The sequence below is a fragment of the Bradyrhizobium huanghuaihaiense genome, assembly GCF_025200885.1.
GTDB classification, from domain to species: domain Bacteria; phylum Pseudomonadota; class Alphaproteobacteria; order Rhizobiales; family Xanthobacteraceae; genus Bradyrhizobium; species Bradyrhizobium huanghuaihaiense.
In genome coordinates this window covers 6,099,489-6,115,207 of record NZ_CP104172.1, presented here as the reverse complement: position 1 = coordinate 6,115,207, position 15,719 = coordinate 6,099,489, and the positions used below count along the sequence as shown (strand labels likewise).

13 protein-coding genes are annotated in these 15,719 nt (G+C 64.2%); 8 read left to right on the top strand and 5 right to left on the bottom strand.

The window, feature by feature from the left end; translation table 11 throughout:
* The first annotated feature begins 97 nt into the window (after positions 1–97).
* Genes N2603_RS29010 through N2603_RS28990 form a run of 5 tightly spaced genes read left to right on the top strand, consistent with a single transcriptional unit; the run spans position 98 to position 3,817 of the window.
* Entirely contained in the window at positions 98–970 is an 873-nt protein-coding gene (locus N2603_RS29010; RefSeq protein ID WP_018647536.1) for a branched-chain amino acid ABC transporter permease, read from the top strand.
* Positions 967–2,013 (top strand): branched-chain amino acid ABC transporter permease, encoded by a 1,047-nt coding sequence (locus tag N2603_RS29005; RefSeq protein WP_260384815.1) that lies wholly within the window; start codon positions 967–969, stop codon positions 2,011–2,013. Before N2603_RS29010 ends, N2603_RS29005 begins: the two co-directional genes overlap by 4 nt.
* Positions 2,013–2,795 (top strand): ABC transporter ATP-binding protein, encoded by a 783-nt coding sequence (locus tag N2603_RS29000; RefSeq protein WP_260384814.1) that lies wholly within the window; start codon positions 2,013–2,015, stop codon positions 2,793–2,795. The genes N2603_RS29005 and N2603_RS29000 overlap by 1 nt, the downstream gene beginning before the upstream one ends.
* A complete protein-coding gene (locus N2603_RS28995) occupies positions 2,788–3,492 on the top strand; it encodes an ABC transporter ATP-binding protein (protein ID WP_260384813.1) in 705 nt (234 codons plus the stop codon). Before N2603_RS29000 ends, N2603_RS28995 begins: the two co-directional genes overlap by 8 nt.
* Positions 3,485–3,817, top strand: a complete 333-nt coding sequence (locus N2603_RS28990; RefSeq protein WP_425248932.1) for a Rieske (2Fe-2S) protein — start codon at positions 3,485–3,487, stop codon at positions 3,815–3,817. The genes N2603_RS28995 and N2603_RS28990 overlap by 8 nt, the downstream gene beginning before the upstream one ends.
* 107 nt (positions 3,818–3,924) lie before the next feature.
* Here N2603_RS28990 and N2603_RS28985 read toward each other — a convergent pair whose 3' ends face one another.
* The 3 genes from N2603_RS28985 to N2603_RS28975 all read right to left on the bottom strand — a co-directional run bounded on the left by N2603_RS28985 (position 3,925) and on the right by N2603_RS28975 (position 7,654).
* A complete protein-coding gene (locus N2603_RS28985; protein WP_260384811.1) occupies positions 3,925–4,785 on the bottom strand; it encodes an alpha/beta hydrolase in 861 nt (286 codons plus the stop codon).
* Positions 4,786–4,908: 123 nt separating this feature from the next.
* Positions 4,909–6,444: a glucosamine inositolphosphorylceramide transferase family protein gene (locus N2603_RS28980; RefSeq protein ID WP_260384810.1), complete on the bottom strand. Its 1,536-nt coding sequence runs from the start codon at positions 6,442–6,444 to the stop codon at positions 4,909–4,911.
* Between the two features lie 19 nt (positions 6,445–6,463).
* Positions 6,464–7,654, bottom strand: coding sequence for a glycosyltransferase family 4 protein (locus tag N2603_RS28975; protein ID WP_260384809.1), 1,191 nt, complete (start codon positions 7,652–7,654; stop codon positions 6,464–6,466).
* Between the two features lie 277 nt (positions 7,655–7,931).
* Here N2603_RS28975 and N2603_RS28970 point away from each other — a divergent pair, with 277 nt between their 5' ends.
* Positions 7,932–10,028 (top strand): GumC family protein, encoded by a 2,097-nt coding sequence (locus tag N2603_RS28970; protein ID WP_260384808.1) that lies wholly within the window; start codon positions 7,932–7,934, stop codon positions 10,026–10,028.
* Between the two features lie 7 nt (positions 10,029–10,035).
* On the opposite strand, the gene N2603_RS28965 is transcribed toward N2603_RS28970, so the two are convergent.
* The gene (locus N2603_RS28965; protein ID WP_260384807.1) at positions 10,036–11,382 is read right to left on the bottom strand and encodes a lipopolysaccharide biosynthesis protein; all 1,347 of its coding nucleotides are present in this window, start codon (positions 11,380–11,382) and stop codon (positions 10,036–10,038) included.
* Positions 11,383–11,816: 434 nt separating this feature from the next.
* Here N2603_RS28965 and N2603_RS28960 point away from each other — a divergent pair, with 434 nt between their 5' ends.
* Positions 11,817–13,040, top strand: a complete 1,224-nt coding sequence (locus N2603_RS28960; protein ID WP_260384806.1) for an FAD-dependent oxidoreductase — start codon at positions 11,817–11,819, stop codon at positions 13,038–13,040.
* 20 nt (positions 13,041–13,060) lie between these two features.
* Here the strand turns inward: N2603_RS28960 and N2603_RS28955 are convergent, their stop codons facing one another.
* Complete coding sequence (locus N2603_RS28955) at positions 13,061–14,197, bottom strand: GNAT family N-acetyltransferase (RefSeq protein ID WP_260384805.1); 1,137 nt, start codon at positions 14,195–14,197, stop codon at positions 13,061–13,063.
* A gap of 228 nt (positions 14,198–14,425) precedes the next feature.
* Here N2603_RS28955 and N2603_RS28950 point away from each other — a divergent pair, with 228 nt between their 5' ends.
* On the top strand, positions 14,426–15,712 hold the full coding sequence (locus N2603_RS28950) for an O-antigen ligase family protein (RefSeq protein ID WP_260384804.1): 1,287 nt from the start codon (positions 14,426–14,428) through the stop codon (positions 15,710–15,712).
* Positions 15,713–15,719 lie beyond the last annotated feature (7 nt).

Here is a 15,719-nt window from a genome sequence, read left to right as displayed (position 1 = left end):
TCCGACCTAAAGCCATTCCGCTTTTAACATCAGTCAATCCTGGGCGAGGGCGACACACCGCGGCCCTCGCCGCCATCCAGGATATCCGGGAACAACCTTGAGCGAATTCCTCCAGCATCTGGTCAACATGCTCGTGCTCGGCGGCACCTATGCGCTGCTGGGCATCGGGCTGACCTTGATCTTCGGCATCATGAACGTCGTGAATTTCACCCATGGCGTACTCTATACGTTCGGCGCCTACATCATGTTCATCGTGGTGCAGCAGCTCGGGCTGAACTTCTTTCTCGCGCTGCCGGTGGCGGTGCTGGCCGGATGGCTGCTGGGGGCGGCGATCGAGCTGACCCTGCTGCGGCCGCTGCGCGGCTCCGACATCGATACCACGATGCTGGTCATGATTGGCGCCTGGATCGCGATGCAGTCGGGCACGCTGTGGATCTGGGGCGGGGTCGCCAAATCGGTGGCAACGCCGTTTCCGGAGGCGCCGCTGGTGCTCGGACCGGTGTCGGTGTCGTGGCTGCGCCTGTTCGTGCTCGCTGCGGCGGCCATGTTGATCCTGGTGACGTATCTCCTGATCAACAAGACCAGCCTCGGCCGCGCGATGCGGGCGACGTTCCAGGACCACGACACGGCCTCGCTGATGGGCGTCAATGTCGACATGATCTACACCTCGACCTTCGCGATCGGCTCCAGCCTGGCCGCCGCCGCCGGCGCGCTGCTCGGCCCGGTCTACGTCATCTTCCCGCAGATGGGCGATCTCGCCGCGGTGAAGGCCTTTGCCATCGTCATCCTCGGCGGTCTCGGCAACATCACCGGCGCGGTGATCGGCGGCTTCATCCTGGCGCTCGCCGAGGAGCTCGGCGCCGGCTACGTCTCGTCGGGCTACCGCGACGCCATGGGCTTTCTGATCATCATCGCGGTGCTGATCTTCCGGCCGACCGGCCTGTTCGCCCGCGCGGAGCGCGTCGGATGAGGGCGATCATCACCATCCTCGCGGTCATCACGCTTGCCTCGGTGCCGCTCTGGCTGCGCGATCCCTATCTGCTGAATGCGCTGATCACGACCGGCATCTTCGTTATCGGCGCGATGAGCCTCAATCTGCTGCTCGGCTTCACCGGCCAGCTCAGCCTCGGCCACATCGCCTTCTTCGGCATCGGCGCCTATGTCAGCGCACTGACATCGCTCGGCTTCGACGTCGGCCTGCCCGGCGACGTCCGCCTGGTTCACGCACCCTGGCCGCCGATCATAGGCTTCGTGCTCGCGATCCTGATCGCCGGATTGTGCGGCTATTTCGTGGGTCTTCTCTCGTTCCGCGTCCGTGGGGCCTATTTCGTCATCGTGACGATCTCCTTTGCCGAGGTGGTACGGCTGGTGGCGCTGAACTGGGTCGAGCTGACGCAGGGCCCGCTGGCGCTGACCAACATTCCCTCCATCGCGCTGCCCTTGCCCGGCTTCGGTGAGTTGACGCTTCGCACCAAGATGCAGAACTACTACCTCGTCCTGGTCGTCGCGCTCATCGCCTACCTCCTGATCGCGCGCCTCGTTCATTCCCATTTCGGCCGCGCGATGCGCGGGCTGATGGAGAACGAGACACTGGCCGTCTCCGTCGGGATCGACGTGACCAGGACTCTGACGATTGCGGCCGTGATCTCGGCTGCGATCGCGGGTGCCGCCGGCAGCCTCTATGCGCATTACATCCGGATCATCGATCCCGAAGTGTTCGCCTTCATCAACACCGTCACCATGGTGATCATGGTCATCAGCGGTGGCAAGGGCTCGCTGGCGGGGCCGGTCGTCGGCGGTCTGATCTTCGGGCTGCTGCCGGTCGCGCTGCGGCCGGTGATGGCGCCGGAAGCGCAGTGGATCGCCTATGGCGGCGTGCTCATCGCCATCCTGTTCGTGTTGCCGCGCGGCATCGTGCCCTCGCTGGCGCAGCGGTTGACCCGGCAGCGGAGGGGTACGACCGCGCTCGCGCCCGTGGCGCTCCCTGAAACCGGCGCCAAGGAGCCGGCGTGATGACCGCGCGCAGCATTGCCATGACCATCGATCAGGTCGCGGTCCGCTTTGGCGGGCTGGTCGCGATCTCCGACATGAGCTTTACGGTCGGCGAGGGCGAGATCGTCAGCCTGATCGGGCCGAACGGCGCCGGCAAGACCACCGCCTTCAACGTCATGACCGGCTTCCTGACGCCGAGCGCGGGCCACGTCACCTATCAGGGCACAACGCTCACCGGATTGAAGCCGCACGAGATCGCCGATCTCGGCCTGATCCGCACCTTCCAGCGCACCAGCGTGTTTCCCAACGACACCGTCTACGACAATCTCCTGATCGGCCTGCATCGTCAGGGCCGGGTCCGGCTGCTCGACGCCATCCTCGGGCTGCCGGGCGCGCGCGCCTCGGAGCGCAGGCTGCGGCAGCGGGCGAGCGAGCTGCTCGAATGGGTCGGGCTCGAACGCCGTGCGCATGACGCGGCCGGCTCGCTCTCCTACGGCGAGCAGCGCCTCGTCGGCGTCGCGCTGGCGCTGGCGGCCGAGCCGTCGATGCTGCTGCTCGACGAGCCGGTCTCGGGCATGAACGCCTCGGAGACGCACCGCTTCGTCGAATTGATCCGCAGCATTCGCGACCGCGGCATCACCATCCTCCTGGTCGAGCACGACATGCCGATGGTGATGACGGTCTCGGACCGCATCGTGGTGCTCAACTACGGACGTATCATCGCGGAAGGAACGCCCGACGTCATCCGCAACGATCCGGCGGTGATCGAAGCCTATCTCGGACATGGAGCCGCGCGTGCTTGAAATCCGCGACATGGTCTGCGGCTATGGCGGCGTCACCGCGCTGCGCGGCATTTCGCTCGACGTGAAGGCCGGGCAACTGGTCGCGCTGATCGGCGCCAACGGCGCCGGCAAGAGCACGACGCTGCGCGCGATTTCCGGCCTGGTGCCGCCGCGCTCTGGCCAGATGAAGTTCGAGGGGATCGACATAACGGGGGCAAGGCCGCCGCGCGTGCTGGCGAGCGGGATCGCGCATTGTCCGGAGGGACGGCGCATGTTTCCGCACATGAGCGTCGAGGAAAATCTCGACATGGGGGCTTACCTCCGTCGTGGTTCGGGTGAGATCGCGGCCGATCGCGACCGCATCTACACGGAATTTCCGCGGCTCGCCGAGCGGCGCCGGCAGGCGGCGGGCACGCTGTCCGGCGGCGAGCAGCAGATGCTCGCGATCGGGCGCGCGCTGATGTCGCGGCCGAGGCTGATCATGTTCGACGAGCCATCGCTCGGGCTCGCGCCCAACATCGTCGAGCGCACCTTTGCGATCATCCGCGGCATCCGTGATGCCGGCACCACGGTGCTGCTGGTCGAGCAGAACGCCTTTGCCGCGCTCGAGATGTGCGATCACGCCTATCTGCTCGAGAACGGCCGCGTCGTGCTGTCAGGCGCCGGCACCGAGCTGATCGAGAACGAGCATGTGCGGAAGGCCTATCTCGGTGCATGATGAGGCCGGGTGGATTGCTGTCTGCGATCTCGACCGGCTGAAAGCAGAAGCAATCGTCCGCATTGCCGGGCGCGATCTGCTCGTGATCTGGAACGAGGGCGATGTTGTCGCCTGCGAACGTGCGTGCCCGCACGAGCAGGCGGACCTGGCCCTGGGACAGGTGACGGCGGGCCGGCTTCATTGCCCGCGTCATGCGGCATCATTCGATTTGCGCGACGGAGCGATCACTGCGGGATGGCCGAGCCCGCCGTTGCGGCTCTATCCGGTGCGGATCTCGGGCGCGCAGATCTGGATTGAGGTGCAGGAGCGCCAGCCGGGGCGATGATGGCATCATGCCCCTGTTTTGCCCGACGGGTCAAAGCCACGAGCGGCGTGAATTCACCTTTGAAAACAAGGGCGCTCTACTGTGCATGGGGTTGTTTTCGAACTTTTTTAATCCAGCAGCCGGCGCGCGGCCTCCACCAGCACGCCGTCCGGCCGCCGCAGCGCCTCGAGAATGGTGAAATGGTCGGCGCCTTCGACCGCAATGAGCTGGCCCGGGGCTCCCGCGGCCGCGCGCTTCTCATGGAAGTCGATTGAATCGCACACCAGCGCCGGCAGCTCGCTGCTGCCATAGGCGATGTCGAGCCGCTTCCGCGTCACCGGCAGGCGAAGCGGCGAAAGCGTTGCGATCTCCTCATCCGTCAGCTTGAGCGCGGTGTTGAGCCCGGTATCGCGGATCGGCGCGAGATCGTAGACGCCCGAGAGCGCGAGCCCGGCATGGACGCGCGGATGGTTCAGCGCCATCGCGACGAGATGGGCACCCGCGGACCAGCCCGACAGGATAACCGGCCCGGCGATGCCATAGGATGCGCCGTGCGCGGCGAGCCAGTCGAGCGAACGCGGGATCTCGGCGACGATCTCGGTGAGGGACACCTCGGGCGCCAGCGAATAGCCGGGAATGGCAACCGACCAGCCATGTGCGGCAACGCCTTCCACCAGCATGGCGAACAGCTCGCGCGAATTGCGCTGCCAATAGCCGCCATGCACGAACACCAGGCAGGGCGCATCGGGCTTCGCAGCGGGGTAGAGATCGATCTTGTTGTTCGCCCGCTCGCCGTAAGGCAAATCGAGGTGCGACTTCAGCGTCCCGCGCAGCTTGGCCGAGGCCTCGTTGCGCTCGGCGATCAGGGCCGGGCTGTTCTTGACGGCGGCGTTGTTGTCATAGGCAGCGCTGCGTTCCGCCGGCGACAGCTCGGACCATTTACTGCGGGGATCGAAGGGCCGTTGCGTCGAGCTGGTGGTGTTGACCATGGAATCTCCGGGCGGCCTGTCGTGGCTGTGACCGGCGTCGCTCGCTCCTGTTTGCCACGAATCCCGCGCGAATTGAACATCGCTCTCGCTCAGGCGAGCAATGCGCCGTTGACGGGACTCTGCTCAGCAGGCAGTCGACGGGCTTGTTCGCGTCGACAGGACAGCCGATGGCAATCGCCGCGCGAAGGCCCGCGTCTTGGGCTGAACCCGCGATCCGTCGATCACCTCGAGCCGGCCGCAGCGGTTCAGCGTGTGCAGCTTCCGGCCCGGCCATAACGGTCCGGGCTTGAGGGAGTGGCGGATGATCTGTCTGAATGTCGTCGGCGACAACTCGACAATTTCCGCCAGCGCCAGCCCTGCGCCATATCCGCCGGTGCAATCCTGAACCGGCCGCCACAGCTTGTCATTGATGGTGACGAAATTCCCGGCGGGTCGTGCGCTGGCGCGATCGATCAGGACCGGATTGCTGGCGTGCGGCAGCCAGGGGCCGAGCAGATGCTCGGCGTAGTAGATCGCAAGCGAATCCGAATAGCCGCCGGTGCCGTCGCGCCAGGCGCCGAACAGATAGGACAGACCGTTGTGCCGCGTGACCGTCGCATCGGCGAGCTCGAGGCCTGACAGCAGCGTCGCGTGCCGCTCCCACTTGTCCGGAAACCGCACGCATTTATAGAGCGCGACGTCGCCGGCGAGCGAGCTCTCCGGGATCATCCACAACTCGCCATCGTCCTCGATCAGGAACGGGTAGGACAGATGCCAGGGCTCTTCCAGCACGGGCACGACGGAGCCGATCGGCCCGGCGTCACCGAACTCGATGGCCGAGATGATTCCCTTGCCGACGCGGTGATCGAGATCTTCGAAGAAGACGAATGTCCGTCCGCACCAGGTGATGGGAAATGGATCGGCGTAGAAATGGTTTCCGGGATCGCCGAGGACGTTCCAGCCCGGCCCGGACAGATCTCCCGTCTGCCAGACGCCTGCATTGTCATTGAAGCGCCATCCGACGTGCCAGTGCGGGGCGTAGCAGCAGAGGCGATAGATTTCCTTGGCGATCGACACGGCGAGCCCGCGCGCGACGTAGCTGGCGGGGCCGCGCTGGCTTGCCGTCGTGGCGGGATGGGCAAGCTGCGGCACAATTCGCGGCCGCCCCGACACAATCGCCGCCACCATGGTCAAGGTTCGCGCCATCACCGTTTCGAGCGCGCCGCTGAGGCCGGCGGCAATCTCTCCAGATGGATGGCCGCGATCAAGGATTGCTCCGTCGACCTCGTTGACGATCTCGATGACGGGTAGGTCGCCGGCGAGGATGGCGGCGAGCGCGGCGTTCTCGCCTGCGGCTCCATTGAACCGCGGACGGAGATACAATCGGGCAGGGCAGTTTGGGTCGCGCGCAGTGCTGGTGAAATCGACGATCACGTCGGCAGTGGCGACGCGCGCCTGTGTCCGGTCCGGAATGACCTTCAGACTGGAGACGCCGCTGTGTTTGCCCTTGTGCAGCACAATGCGTTCGAGCTCGAACAGCATGTCGAGACCTGCCGGCCGCGGCTCTGCCGTTGCCGTCCATGCGACTTGGACAGGAACATCGCGCCCGTCGATCGACAGCGTCTCGCGGTCCATCCACCGCCGCGCATGCTCAATTTCACAGCGAAACTCGATGATCATGTCGAGCCCATCTATCAGGTCAAATGACTTGGCCGAGAATTCGAACGTATTCCTCCACCATGGCGTCTACCGAATAGCGCGACCTCAGGCCTTTGGCGTTTTGTCGCAGCTCGTCGCGCAAGGATTGGTCGGTCAGGAGTCTCGAGACGGCTGCCGACAGCTGCGCATGATCGGAGGCATCGACGAACAGCGCTGTCGGTTTTCCCTCGAAGGACAATACCTCGCGCAGCACCGGAAGATCAGTGACGACGGAGGGAACGCCAGCGCTCGCGGCCTCGACGGCGGCGAGGCCGAAGGTTTCGGCCTGCGTCGGGAACACGAAGATGTCGAGAGAGGCGAGAAAGTCCGCCATCCGGCGCGGCGTGATTTCACCGAGCAGATGCAGCCGGTCCGATACTTTCAAATCATCCGCGAGCTGCCGCAGCCGGGCCTCGTCGGCGCCCTGGCCGGCCAGTGCAAGGTGCCAGGACGGCTGATCCGGCAACAGGCGGATCGCCGCATCGAGGCGCTTGTGCGGGTGCAGCCGCGCGGCGCAGCCGAGCAGGGTGCGGTCCTGCGGCAGATTGAATTTCGCGCGTGCGGCTTGCTTCGACAGAGTGAGGGCCTTGTCGTCGAAACCGTGCGGGACATGTACCATGCGCGATCGGTACGACGCGGGGTAGCGCGAATATTCGCGCTGCATGTCCTTCGAATTGAGCGTGATCCGGTCGAAGAAGCCGAGGCTGCCCATGACGATGTCGGCCGCGCGCACCGGCCAGCTCATCGACAGCGCGGACGAGACCTGATTGGCGACGACGGGTGCGCGGCAGACGAGGCGCGATGTGCCTGCGCCGATGACGTTGCCGAAATGCTGGAAGGTCAGAACCGCATCGGGCCTGGTGGTCCTGATATGACGGCCGAGTGTCCACAGCATCCGCAGCAGCGTCAGCGGATTGCCGGGCCGGCGCGCAGCGCAATAGAGCGTATCCGGCGGCTCGTCGAAGGACTCCGACTTGCGGAAGAAGAACAGATTGGTGACGCGATAGCCGCGCGCGGAGAGGCCGGCGCCGAGCAGCCTGGAGATCTCCTGCGCACCGGCGTTCTCGGCCTGGGTCTGGACGAGAAGCACGTGCGCCATCGCTGCGCCGATGTCGGGTCTTGCGAGTGCTGCTGCGGTGGACGGCAGCTTCGGTGCATCGCCCAGTTCTGCGCCTGGTTGGTAATGGAGCACGAATTCCGACCCGCTAATGAAACGTTCACCTTCTTAACCCCGTACCTATCATGCGAGCACCACGCGGACACCGACTAGCAACAAACGGAGTTAATGCGGCACGGCCGGAAGGCTGTCATTCACGAGAAAATCTGCTGGTTTCGGGACGGTGCGATACGCGCGTGTTAACCAATTGGTCATCCTCGCGCGAGGGGCGGGTAACCGCCGATTAACCATAGATATTTACGGTGGAGCAGGCCACTGAACAGTGTTCGCCAGTTGAATCCGAGTAAAGTCCATGACGTTCGGTCGCCGCGCAGACCCGACAAGTTCCGGATCGACCGATGTCGCCGCGTCGTGGCAGAGCCGGACTGCATCGACCGATAAGCCTCGCGGGACGGCCGCGCGCCTTGGCGGCCTCCTCACCGCGGCGGGTGCGTTCTCCTTCCTTCGCGACAATGCGCGCCGCATCCTGACGCTGGCGCTCGCGATCTTCGCCCTCGGCGCCATCGTCCTCCTGGTAATTCCTGTTCGATTTGCCGCGACCGCGCTGGTCGTGGTCGATCCCCGCGAGCAGCGCGTGACTGCGGACCAGGACGTTCTGCCGGGCATAGGGCAGGACAGTGCCGCGCTGCAGAGCCTTGTCGAAGTGGCGAAGTCCGACGGCTTCCTCAAGCCGCTGATCGAGCAGCTCAAGGTTCGCGACGACGAGGACATTTCCGGGGGACACACCGACCCCGCGCGTCTGCTCGAGCGATTCCGCAATCGCCTCGACATTTCCCGGCGCGGACTCACTTATGTGATCGCCATCCGCTTCACCTCGAACCGATCGGAGCGGGCGGCCTATTATGCCAACGCGATCGCCGAGGCGTTCGTCGCGAGCCAGAAAAGCATCCGAACCGAGGCGACCGATGAAGCTGCCGACTGGCTGAGCAGCCGGCTCAAGACATTGAGCGACCGGCTGAAGGCATCGGAGGACGCCGTCGCCGCGTTCAAGCTCGAGCACAGGATTGTCAACGCCGGCAAGGATTCCACGACGCAACAATTGCGCGTGACCGAGCTGTCGCAGCAGGTCGCCGCTGCCCGCGCCCGGACCGAAGAGGCGAAGGCCCGCTACGAGCAGGCGCAGCGTGACGTGAAAGCGAATGTCGAGGCGCCCGCCAAGCAGGATCTCCTCAGCGCGCTGCGCGCCCAGCGATCGGCCCTCAACGACCAGATTGCGCAGAAGCGGGCGGTGCTCGGCGATCGCCATCCCGATCTCGTGATGTCGTACAGCCAGCTGAACGATCTCAACAGGCAGATCGAGGTCGAGCGGGCCAAGGGCATCGACACCGCAAAGTCGGAATACGAGTCCCAGCGCGATCAGCAGAAGGCGCTCGAAAGCCAGATGAAGGCGGCTGAATCGCAGCTCCTTGTCGACGGTCAGGCTCTGGTGAAGCTCCAGGAGCTGCAGCGCGACGCCGAGGCCAACAGGAACATCTACGAGCAGTTCCTGTCGCGCTCCAAGACCACGAATGAGCAGCGCCTTCTGCAGAGCTCCCAGACCAAGGTGGCATCGCCCGCCATTCCGCCGCTGCGCTCGACCCTTCCGCCGCTGCCTCTGCTGCTCGCCGTGCTCGCGATCGGCTCGCTGCTGGCATCGACGGCGGTCGTTGCCGCGACTGCGCGCGGATCCGACGAGCCCGCCGAAGAAGTTCGTGCCTCCGATCCGGCGCCGCGTCAGCCTGCGGCTTGGCCGCGCCCGCCGGTGTGGGCCCGCATTCCCGATCTGTTGCCTGGCGATACGCCCAGAAACATCTGGCAAGGCCCGGTGTCCGCGACAGCCGAGCTCGATCTCGGCCCGCATCTGCGTCCGGTGCTCGACAGGTTGGAGAAGCTGCCGGGAGCCCGGGGCAAGGTCGTGCTCGTGATGTCGGTCGGTAAGCGCGCCGGCGGCAACACTGTCGCGCGCTCGTTGAATCGATGGGCGGTGAACAGGGGAAAGCTGAGCGTCCTGATCCGGGTCGAACCGGATCTCGGCGGTGCCGGGGCGGGCCTTGCCAAGGGGCAGGCGGACGGAGCGACCATCGCGAACTTCCGCAGCGTCAGTGCACTTCTGGGCGCGAGCAAGCGGCCCGAGCCGTTGCCCGCGGACGATATTCGTTCCGAGTTCGATCTGATCGTCGTCCATGCAACCTCGCTGGCCCTGCAGCCGGAGGCGGCGGCGCTGGCCGCGCATGCCGATCTCGTCATTCTGGTCGCGCGCGAAGACGCGGTCGATTCAGCCGCCATGCGCCGGGCAATTGCCGCGCTCTCACGCTTCAGCGGCGTGCCGACCGGCATCGTCGTCAATCATGTGACGGCCGATCCGGCGTCGGCGCAGCGTCGCGGCGAAGTGCTGGGCCTCGCCGGTTGATCGGCGGCTACTCGCCGGGCTCGGCACCGCGGACCGCGTAGGCGCCGCGTTTCCATGCCGAGAAGCGCAAGAGCACGAGAATGGAAGGGTCCACGCCGGTTCGCCGCCGGCAGAGGATGTTGAGCGCGATGGTCGCCAGCGCCAGCGACAGGGTCGCCGAGATCGCAGCGCCAAGCACGCCGAGCCAGGGAATCAGGACGAGGAATCCGACCAGCCGCAGCGCGACGTTCGCAGCGACGACGGGGACATAGATGCGTTCGTGGCCGGTCAACTGCAGGATCGCCGCAGAAGGACCGCCCGCCGCCTGAACGGCCGTTCCGATCGCAAGCACGATCAGGACCCAGTGCTGTGCCGCGAAATGAGGCCCGAACAGATTGAGAAGATGGGGACCGCCGACCCAGATCAGCAACAGTCCGCTGACCACGCAAAGCGCGGTCACCTCCGCCATCAGCTGCAACGTTCGCTCGAACTCCTGGTGGTTCTTGCTGAAGTACAGCGAGGGAAGCCGGCGCGCGCCGAAACTATACAGCGCAGCCGACACCATGGCGAAGATGTTGGCGAGGCGGGAGGCCGCGAAATAGATTCCGGCGGTTGCCGGGTCGAGCATCCAGTAGACCAGGATGACGTCGAAATACTGGTTTGCCGCCTCCAGGATAGAGGCGACCCAGAAATGAAGTGCGCTCGATCGCCAGCGTGACGTCTCGGACTGCGCCACCGTGCCGCGGAAATCCGGCAGCGCTTGTGCAACGGCAACGATCTGCGTCACCAGACCAATCGACATCGCGATCGTCATCACGGCGATCAGCTCGGCGGGATCGAGCTGCCGGTGGCCAAACAAGACGGCGAGCAGAAACAGGACGACGCCGACCCGCCAGAAGAATTCCCTGTTTCCTTCCCCCATGAGAATGCTGACCAGCGAGCGCGCGACCTGGCTGCCGAGCATCAGGCCCGCGCTCACGGCGGTGTAGGCAGACACGGCGACGATCAGCAGCCAGGAGTCGCCTCTCATACCTGCCGCGATCGCGGTTGCACCGATCGCAATCAGCATCGCGACGGACGAGATCTTCAGGCTCGATAGCAGCACGCCCTTGGTCAGATCGGGCCGATCTTGCACCCTGTACTCGTTCAGGAAGCGCACCAGAAGCGATTCCTGTCCGACCAGTCCCACGACGGCTGCAATCTGGGCAACGGACAGCCAGGTCGCAAAGATGCCGAATCCATCCGGCGACATCGTTCGTGCCGCCAGCGAGAACAACGCAAACGCAAGCGCGCCGCTGCCAACCTTGAGGAGGATGGTCCCGACGACACCGCGCGTTACGTCACGCCGCAGAAACTGGATGATGGTTTCGATCATGGAGGTTTAAGGGGCAACTCTCCCCTGAAGGAACGCATTACGATATTGGCGGCAGCCTAGCATGTCGAAAAACCCCGAGTGTTAATGGGAGCCTCCGAAGCCCTTGGATCGCAACCGATGCCGGTGGTACGTCCGCTGCGCCACGGTGAAACACCTTCGTCCGGATTGTCCCAGATAGAGCAGACGCAGGCTCGCTCGAACAGCGACATGACGCCGCTCCGACGAGACGCAGGCATTCGCTCCACCGTGGTACTGCCGAAATCGGGTCTTCGCCGGCCATTCTGAGCAAGACGCGTGCCGCGATCTCGTCCTGCCGGATCCGTTGTTTGGTTCGTTAACCTCGATCTCTGGAAATGATCGCGTTCGGCCCTGCGATGCGACATCAGGCGGGATAATTGCACGTGGAACCACCGTTAACCGTGGGAGCCTGGACCATGACGGCGGATAGCATCGTGACCGAGCCGGTCGCAGCGGCGGGGATTTCGACGATCGCTGCGGACGTCGCCATCGTCGGCGGCGGCCTTGCGGGATCGCTGGCGGCGTCTGTCCTCGCGCGGGCAGGGCATCGCGTTGCGCTCGTCGACAAGCGCGCTGTGCCTCCGGATGAGTTTCGGGTCGAGAAGATCGGCGGCCATCAGCTGGAGATGTTCCGCAGGCTCGGCTTCATCGATGCGCTCGCCAGCGCCGGTTGCCGCTATGACCGCGTGCTCAATGTCAGGGAAGGCAAGGTGGTCGATGTCACCGTCGGGCAGGCTTACGGGCTTCCTTATGCCGATCTCGTTGCCATGGCGCGCAGCCAGTTACCTGATCCCTCAAGTCTGATCGTCGACGAAGTCGCAGCGATCACCTCCAGCGACGACGTTCAGCATCTCGAGCTCGCCTCCGGACAGCGCATCGATGCGCGCCTCGTCGTTCTGGCCACGGGCATGGCGGGAGCGCTTGGCTACAAGCTCGGTATCAGGCGGCGCGTGCTGGCGGAACGCCATTCGGTCTCATTCGGCTTCACGATTGCCCGCCGGGATGGCGCACCGTTCGATTTCGAGGCGCTGACCTGTTACGGCGAACGTACAGCGGACGGCGTCGATTATCTCAGCCTGTTTCCGGTGCGCGCAGGCATGCGGGCAAATCTCTTCATGTTCCGCGATCCGACCGATCCTGTCATGCGAGACCTGCGTCGGGACACGGAAGCGACGCTGTTGCGGTTGCTGCCGGGATTGCAGTCCTTCCTCGGCGACTTCCGCGTGACGGACCGGGTCCAGAACTGGGTGATGGATCTGTCCGTCGTCGATGGACATCTCCAGCCCGGTGTAGTGCTCATCGGCGATGCGTTCCAGACCAACTGTCCGGCGGCCGGCACGGGCGTCGCCCGCCTGCTGGTGGACGTCGAGCGTCTTTGCAGCGAATATGCGCCGCGCTGGCTCGCAACCGCAGGCATGGGCACGGAGAAGATATCGCAGTTCTATGCCGATACCGACAAGATCGCGGCAGATCAGCAGTCGCTGAAGATGGCGCGCTTCCGTCAGGCGCTGACATCCCGCAACGACCTCAGCTGGGATGTGCGGCGGCGGCTGCATTTCCTGCGGCGCAGTATCACCCATCGGGTCGATCAGATGCAGCCAGGCTGGCTCGCGCAAGTTCGAAGCGCGCTACGCGCCTGAGAATCAGACCTGGCGGCGCCTCAGCGCGTCGGCGTCGAGGTGCGGGTCGGCAGGAGCCTGAACTCCGACATCCGCTTGGCGGCCAGCTTGAGCCAGGGGGCCTGCTTCAGTGCGAACAGCGATATGGCGCCCACAGTGCTGCCGGTCTGGGTCACGGTCCACATTGGCGACGGCTGTGCGCCGAACAGTTTCTTGTACGGCTCGTCGCCGATCGTGAAATCGAGCATCTGGTCTCCGCGCTCGATGCAATCCCTCGCCACCTGCTCGAACATCAGCGCACCCAGCGACTGGCTCTTGTATCCGTCAATGTCGAAAGCGCTCATGATGACGAGGAAGCTGTCGCGGTGATGCAATCCAAGCACGGCGGCGATCACCTCATCATCCATCTTCATGGCATAGAGCCGCACGAAGGAGTGGAGGCCGCGAACCGCCACGTCGGAATAGAAGTCGTAATACTCGGGTCGCTGGAGCAGGTCCCCGTCGCCCTGCGACTGGAAGCGCGGGCCGCGGAATTGTTTCATCACGTCAAGAGCGTTCAGGATCGAGGCGCTGTCATCGCAGCATGAGAAGCTCAACGCGCCTTTCTTCTGGAGCTGACGAGATTTTTTTGCGAGCTCCTTCTGGTAGGAGCGATCCATCGCACTGGCCCGCCATTGCTCGAAAGGCGCCACGAGAACCGTCGCATAGGCATTGCTGTCCATCGCGACCCGGCGGGGCGCGTCCAGGAGGCTCTCGATCGGAAGCCGCCCGTCCGGCAGCTTGGTCATCCGAAGCAGGTCGAAGGGGCGGACGAGATGCCCGATCTCCGCGCATGCGTCCGCATCTCTGAGCAGCTCGGCAAATACCTGCGGGCTGCAAACGGGCGCCAGATAGTCGGAGACACGCAGGTCGGCGAATTCGACGGTTCGTATCGGACCGCGTCGGATCCGCAGCAAAGGCAGCACCATCGCAAGGGCGCCGCTCGCGTGATGGCGAGCCACGACGACCAGCGGGGTTGCTCCGGCATGAGTTGCAAGCCTGCTGTAGAGGCTGTGCAGCCAGAGCGGATGCTGGAAAGCAGTCGCGGCCGAACTGTCGAACAGCTCGGCATATTCCGGGGACAGAAAGTCGAATGCCGGCTCGACGGCGATATCGAACGTATTGCTAGACGTATTCATGCGTAACCAGGGAAATCATGACACTCGGGAATGGTCGATCCGAGCCGGAACCAGGGTTTTATAGCAGGGGAGTGACGGTCGAGATACCGACGCGGTATGATTTGCATTAATGCATCGAGCCCGGTTCGTATCGTTACCGAATTCTTAACGTTGCGCGGTCTTGGGGCTCGGACGTGGAGGCCGACCTGCGCTAGCGAACAATTAACCGCGTTGAAGGAAGGTCGGCCCATGGCCAGCCTACAGAGCGATGCGGACTCCGGGATTTCCGAGAGCGCGATCTGGCAGACGCGCAGCGTTGGCATCGAGGGGATTGCCAGCGTCGCAATCCGCTGTTCGATCACCATCAATGTCATTGCGTCGATGGGCACCCTCAACACGGGGCTGCTGCCGGCGGAGCTGACTTATCTGCAGCAGGCCGTCGCGATCCTGATGTGGGGCGTCTCGATCTATGCAAGCGCATTCGTGCGGCCGCGCCTGCGTTTGCAGTTCAACCCCGATTTGGTCGTGCTGGTCGCATTCTACGGCTTCGCCGTCATCTCCGTGTTCTGGTCCAGCCTGAATGTCGCGGCACTGATGAAGAGTGCGGCGCTTGCGATGACGACTTTTGGCGCCTTCTGCCTCGTCACGCGCATCGACATCGACGAGATTGTAGGCGCCACGGCCCTTGGACTGTTCGTCCTGGTCGCCGCATCGGCCTTCTTTGCGGTCGCCGTTCCCGACATCGGGATCGACCACAGCTGGATGCACAGCGGTCAATGGCAGGGTATCTATGAATCGAAGCAGACGCTTGGCTTCGTCGGCGCCTATCTGATGTTCTTTGCCTGCTATCTGAAGATGAGGGGGCAGGGCTGGCTGGCGTTCCTCGCGACATTCCTTCTGGCGTCGACATGCGTCCTTGCCTCGGAATCGCGCGGCGCCGGTGCGGTCGCCCTGGCCGCCTGCGCGCTGCTCGTGACCTCGATGTGGTCGGTCACCTGCATGAGGCTCTATGCGGTGCTGCCGTTCGTCATGTGCCTGGCGGCGGGCGCGCTGTTCCTCTATTTCTACACGACCGGATATGATGCGATCCATTTCGGTGACGCGAGCATCGACTTTACCGAGCGGACCTTCATCTGGCACTACGCGATAAGCCATTTTGACGATGCCCCGCTGCTCGGCTTCGGGATCAACGGGTTCTGGACGATCCCCTCGATCTACGATTATTTCGAGCAGAACCACAGCTGGGTGCTGGACAATTATCACAGTGGCTACATCACCATCCTGATCGAGACGGGATTCATCGGGTATATGCTGTTCACGGGAAGCGTCCTTCTGTTCTCGAACAAGATGCTCCATCTCATTTCCGCCCAGTCGATCGATCGGTCGCACTGCGCCCTCATCATCGGATTTGTCGTCCTGAGCTTTCAGACCAATTTCACGGAGACGACGTTCCTCCGCTCGACGATGTTCACGTCGGTGCTGCTGGTCGGGTTTTTCTTTGCGACGTGCCGACCGGTACGACAGACAGATCTCTAGTCTTTGG

Coding starts and splice junctions, on each gene's coding strand:
- N2603_RS29005 (WP_260384815.1), top strand. CDS start 967: ATGAGGGCGATCATCACCATCCTCGCGGTCATCACGCTTGCCTCGGTG.
- N2603_RS29000 (WP_260384814.1), top strand. CDS start 2,013: ATGACCGCGCGCAGCATTGCCATGACCATCGATCAGGTCGCGGTCCGC.
- N2603_RS28985 (WP_260384811.1), bottom strand. CDS start 4,785: ATGGTCAACACCACCAGCTCGACGCAACGGCCCTTCGATCCCCGCAGT.
- N2603_RS28980 (WP_260384810.1), bottom strand. CDS start 6,444: ATGATCATCGAGTTTCGCTGTGAAATTGAGCATGCGCGGCGGTGGATG.
- N2603_RS28970 (WP_260384808.1), top strand. CDS start 7,932: ATGACGTTCGGTCGCCGCGCAGACCCGACAAGTTCCGGATCGACCGAT.
- N2603_RS28965 (WP_260384807.1), bottom strand. CDS start 11,382: ATGATCGAAACCATCATCCAGTTTCTGCGGCGTGACGTAACGCGCGGT.
- N2603_RS28960 (WP_260384806.1), top strand. CDS start 11,817: ATGACGGCGGATAGCATCGTGACCGAGCCGGTCGCAGCGGCGGGGATT.
- N2603_RS28955 (WP_260384805.1), bottom strand. CDS start 14,197: ATGAATACGTCTAGCAATACGTTCGATATCGCCGTCGAGCCGGCATTC.
- N2603_RS28950 (WP_260384804.1), top strand. CDS start 14,426: ATGGCCAGCCTACAGAGCGATGCGGACTCCGGGATTTCCGAGAGCGCG.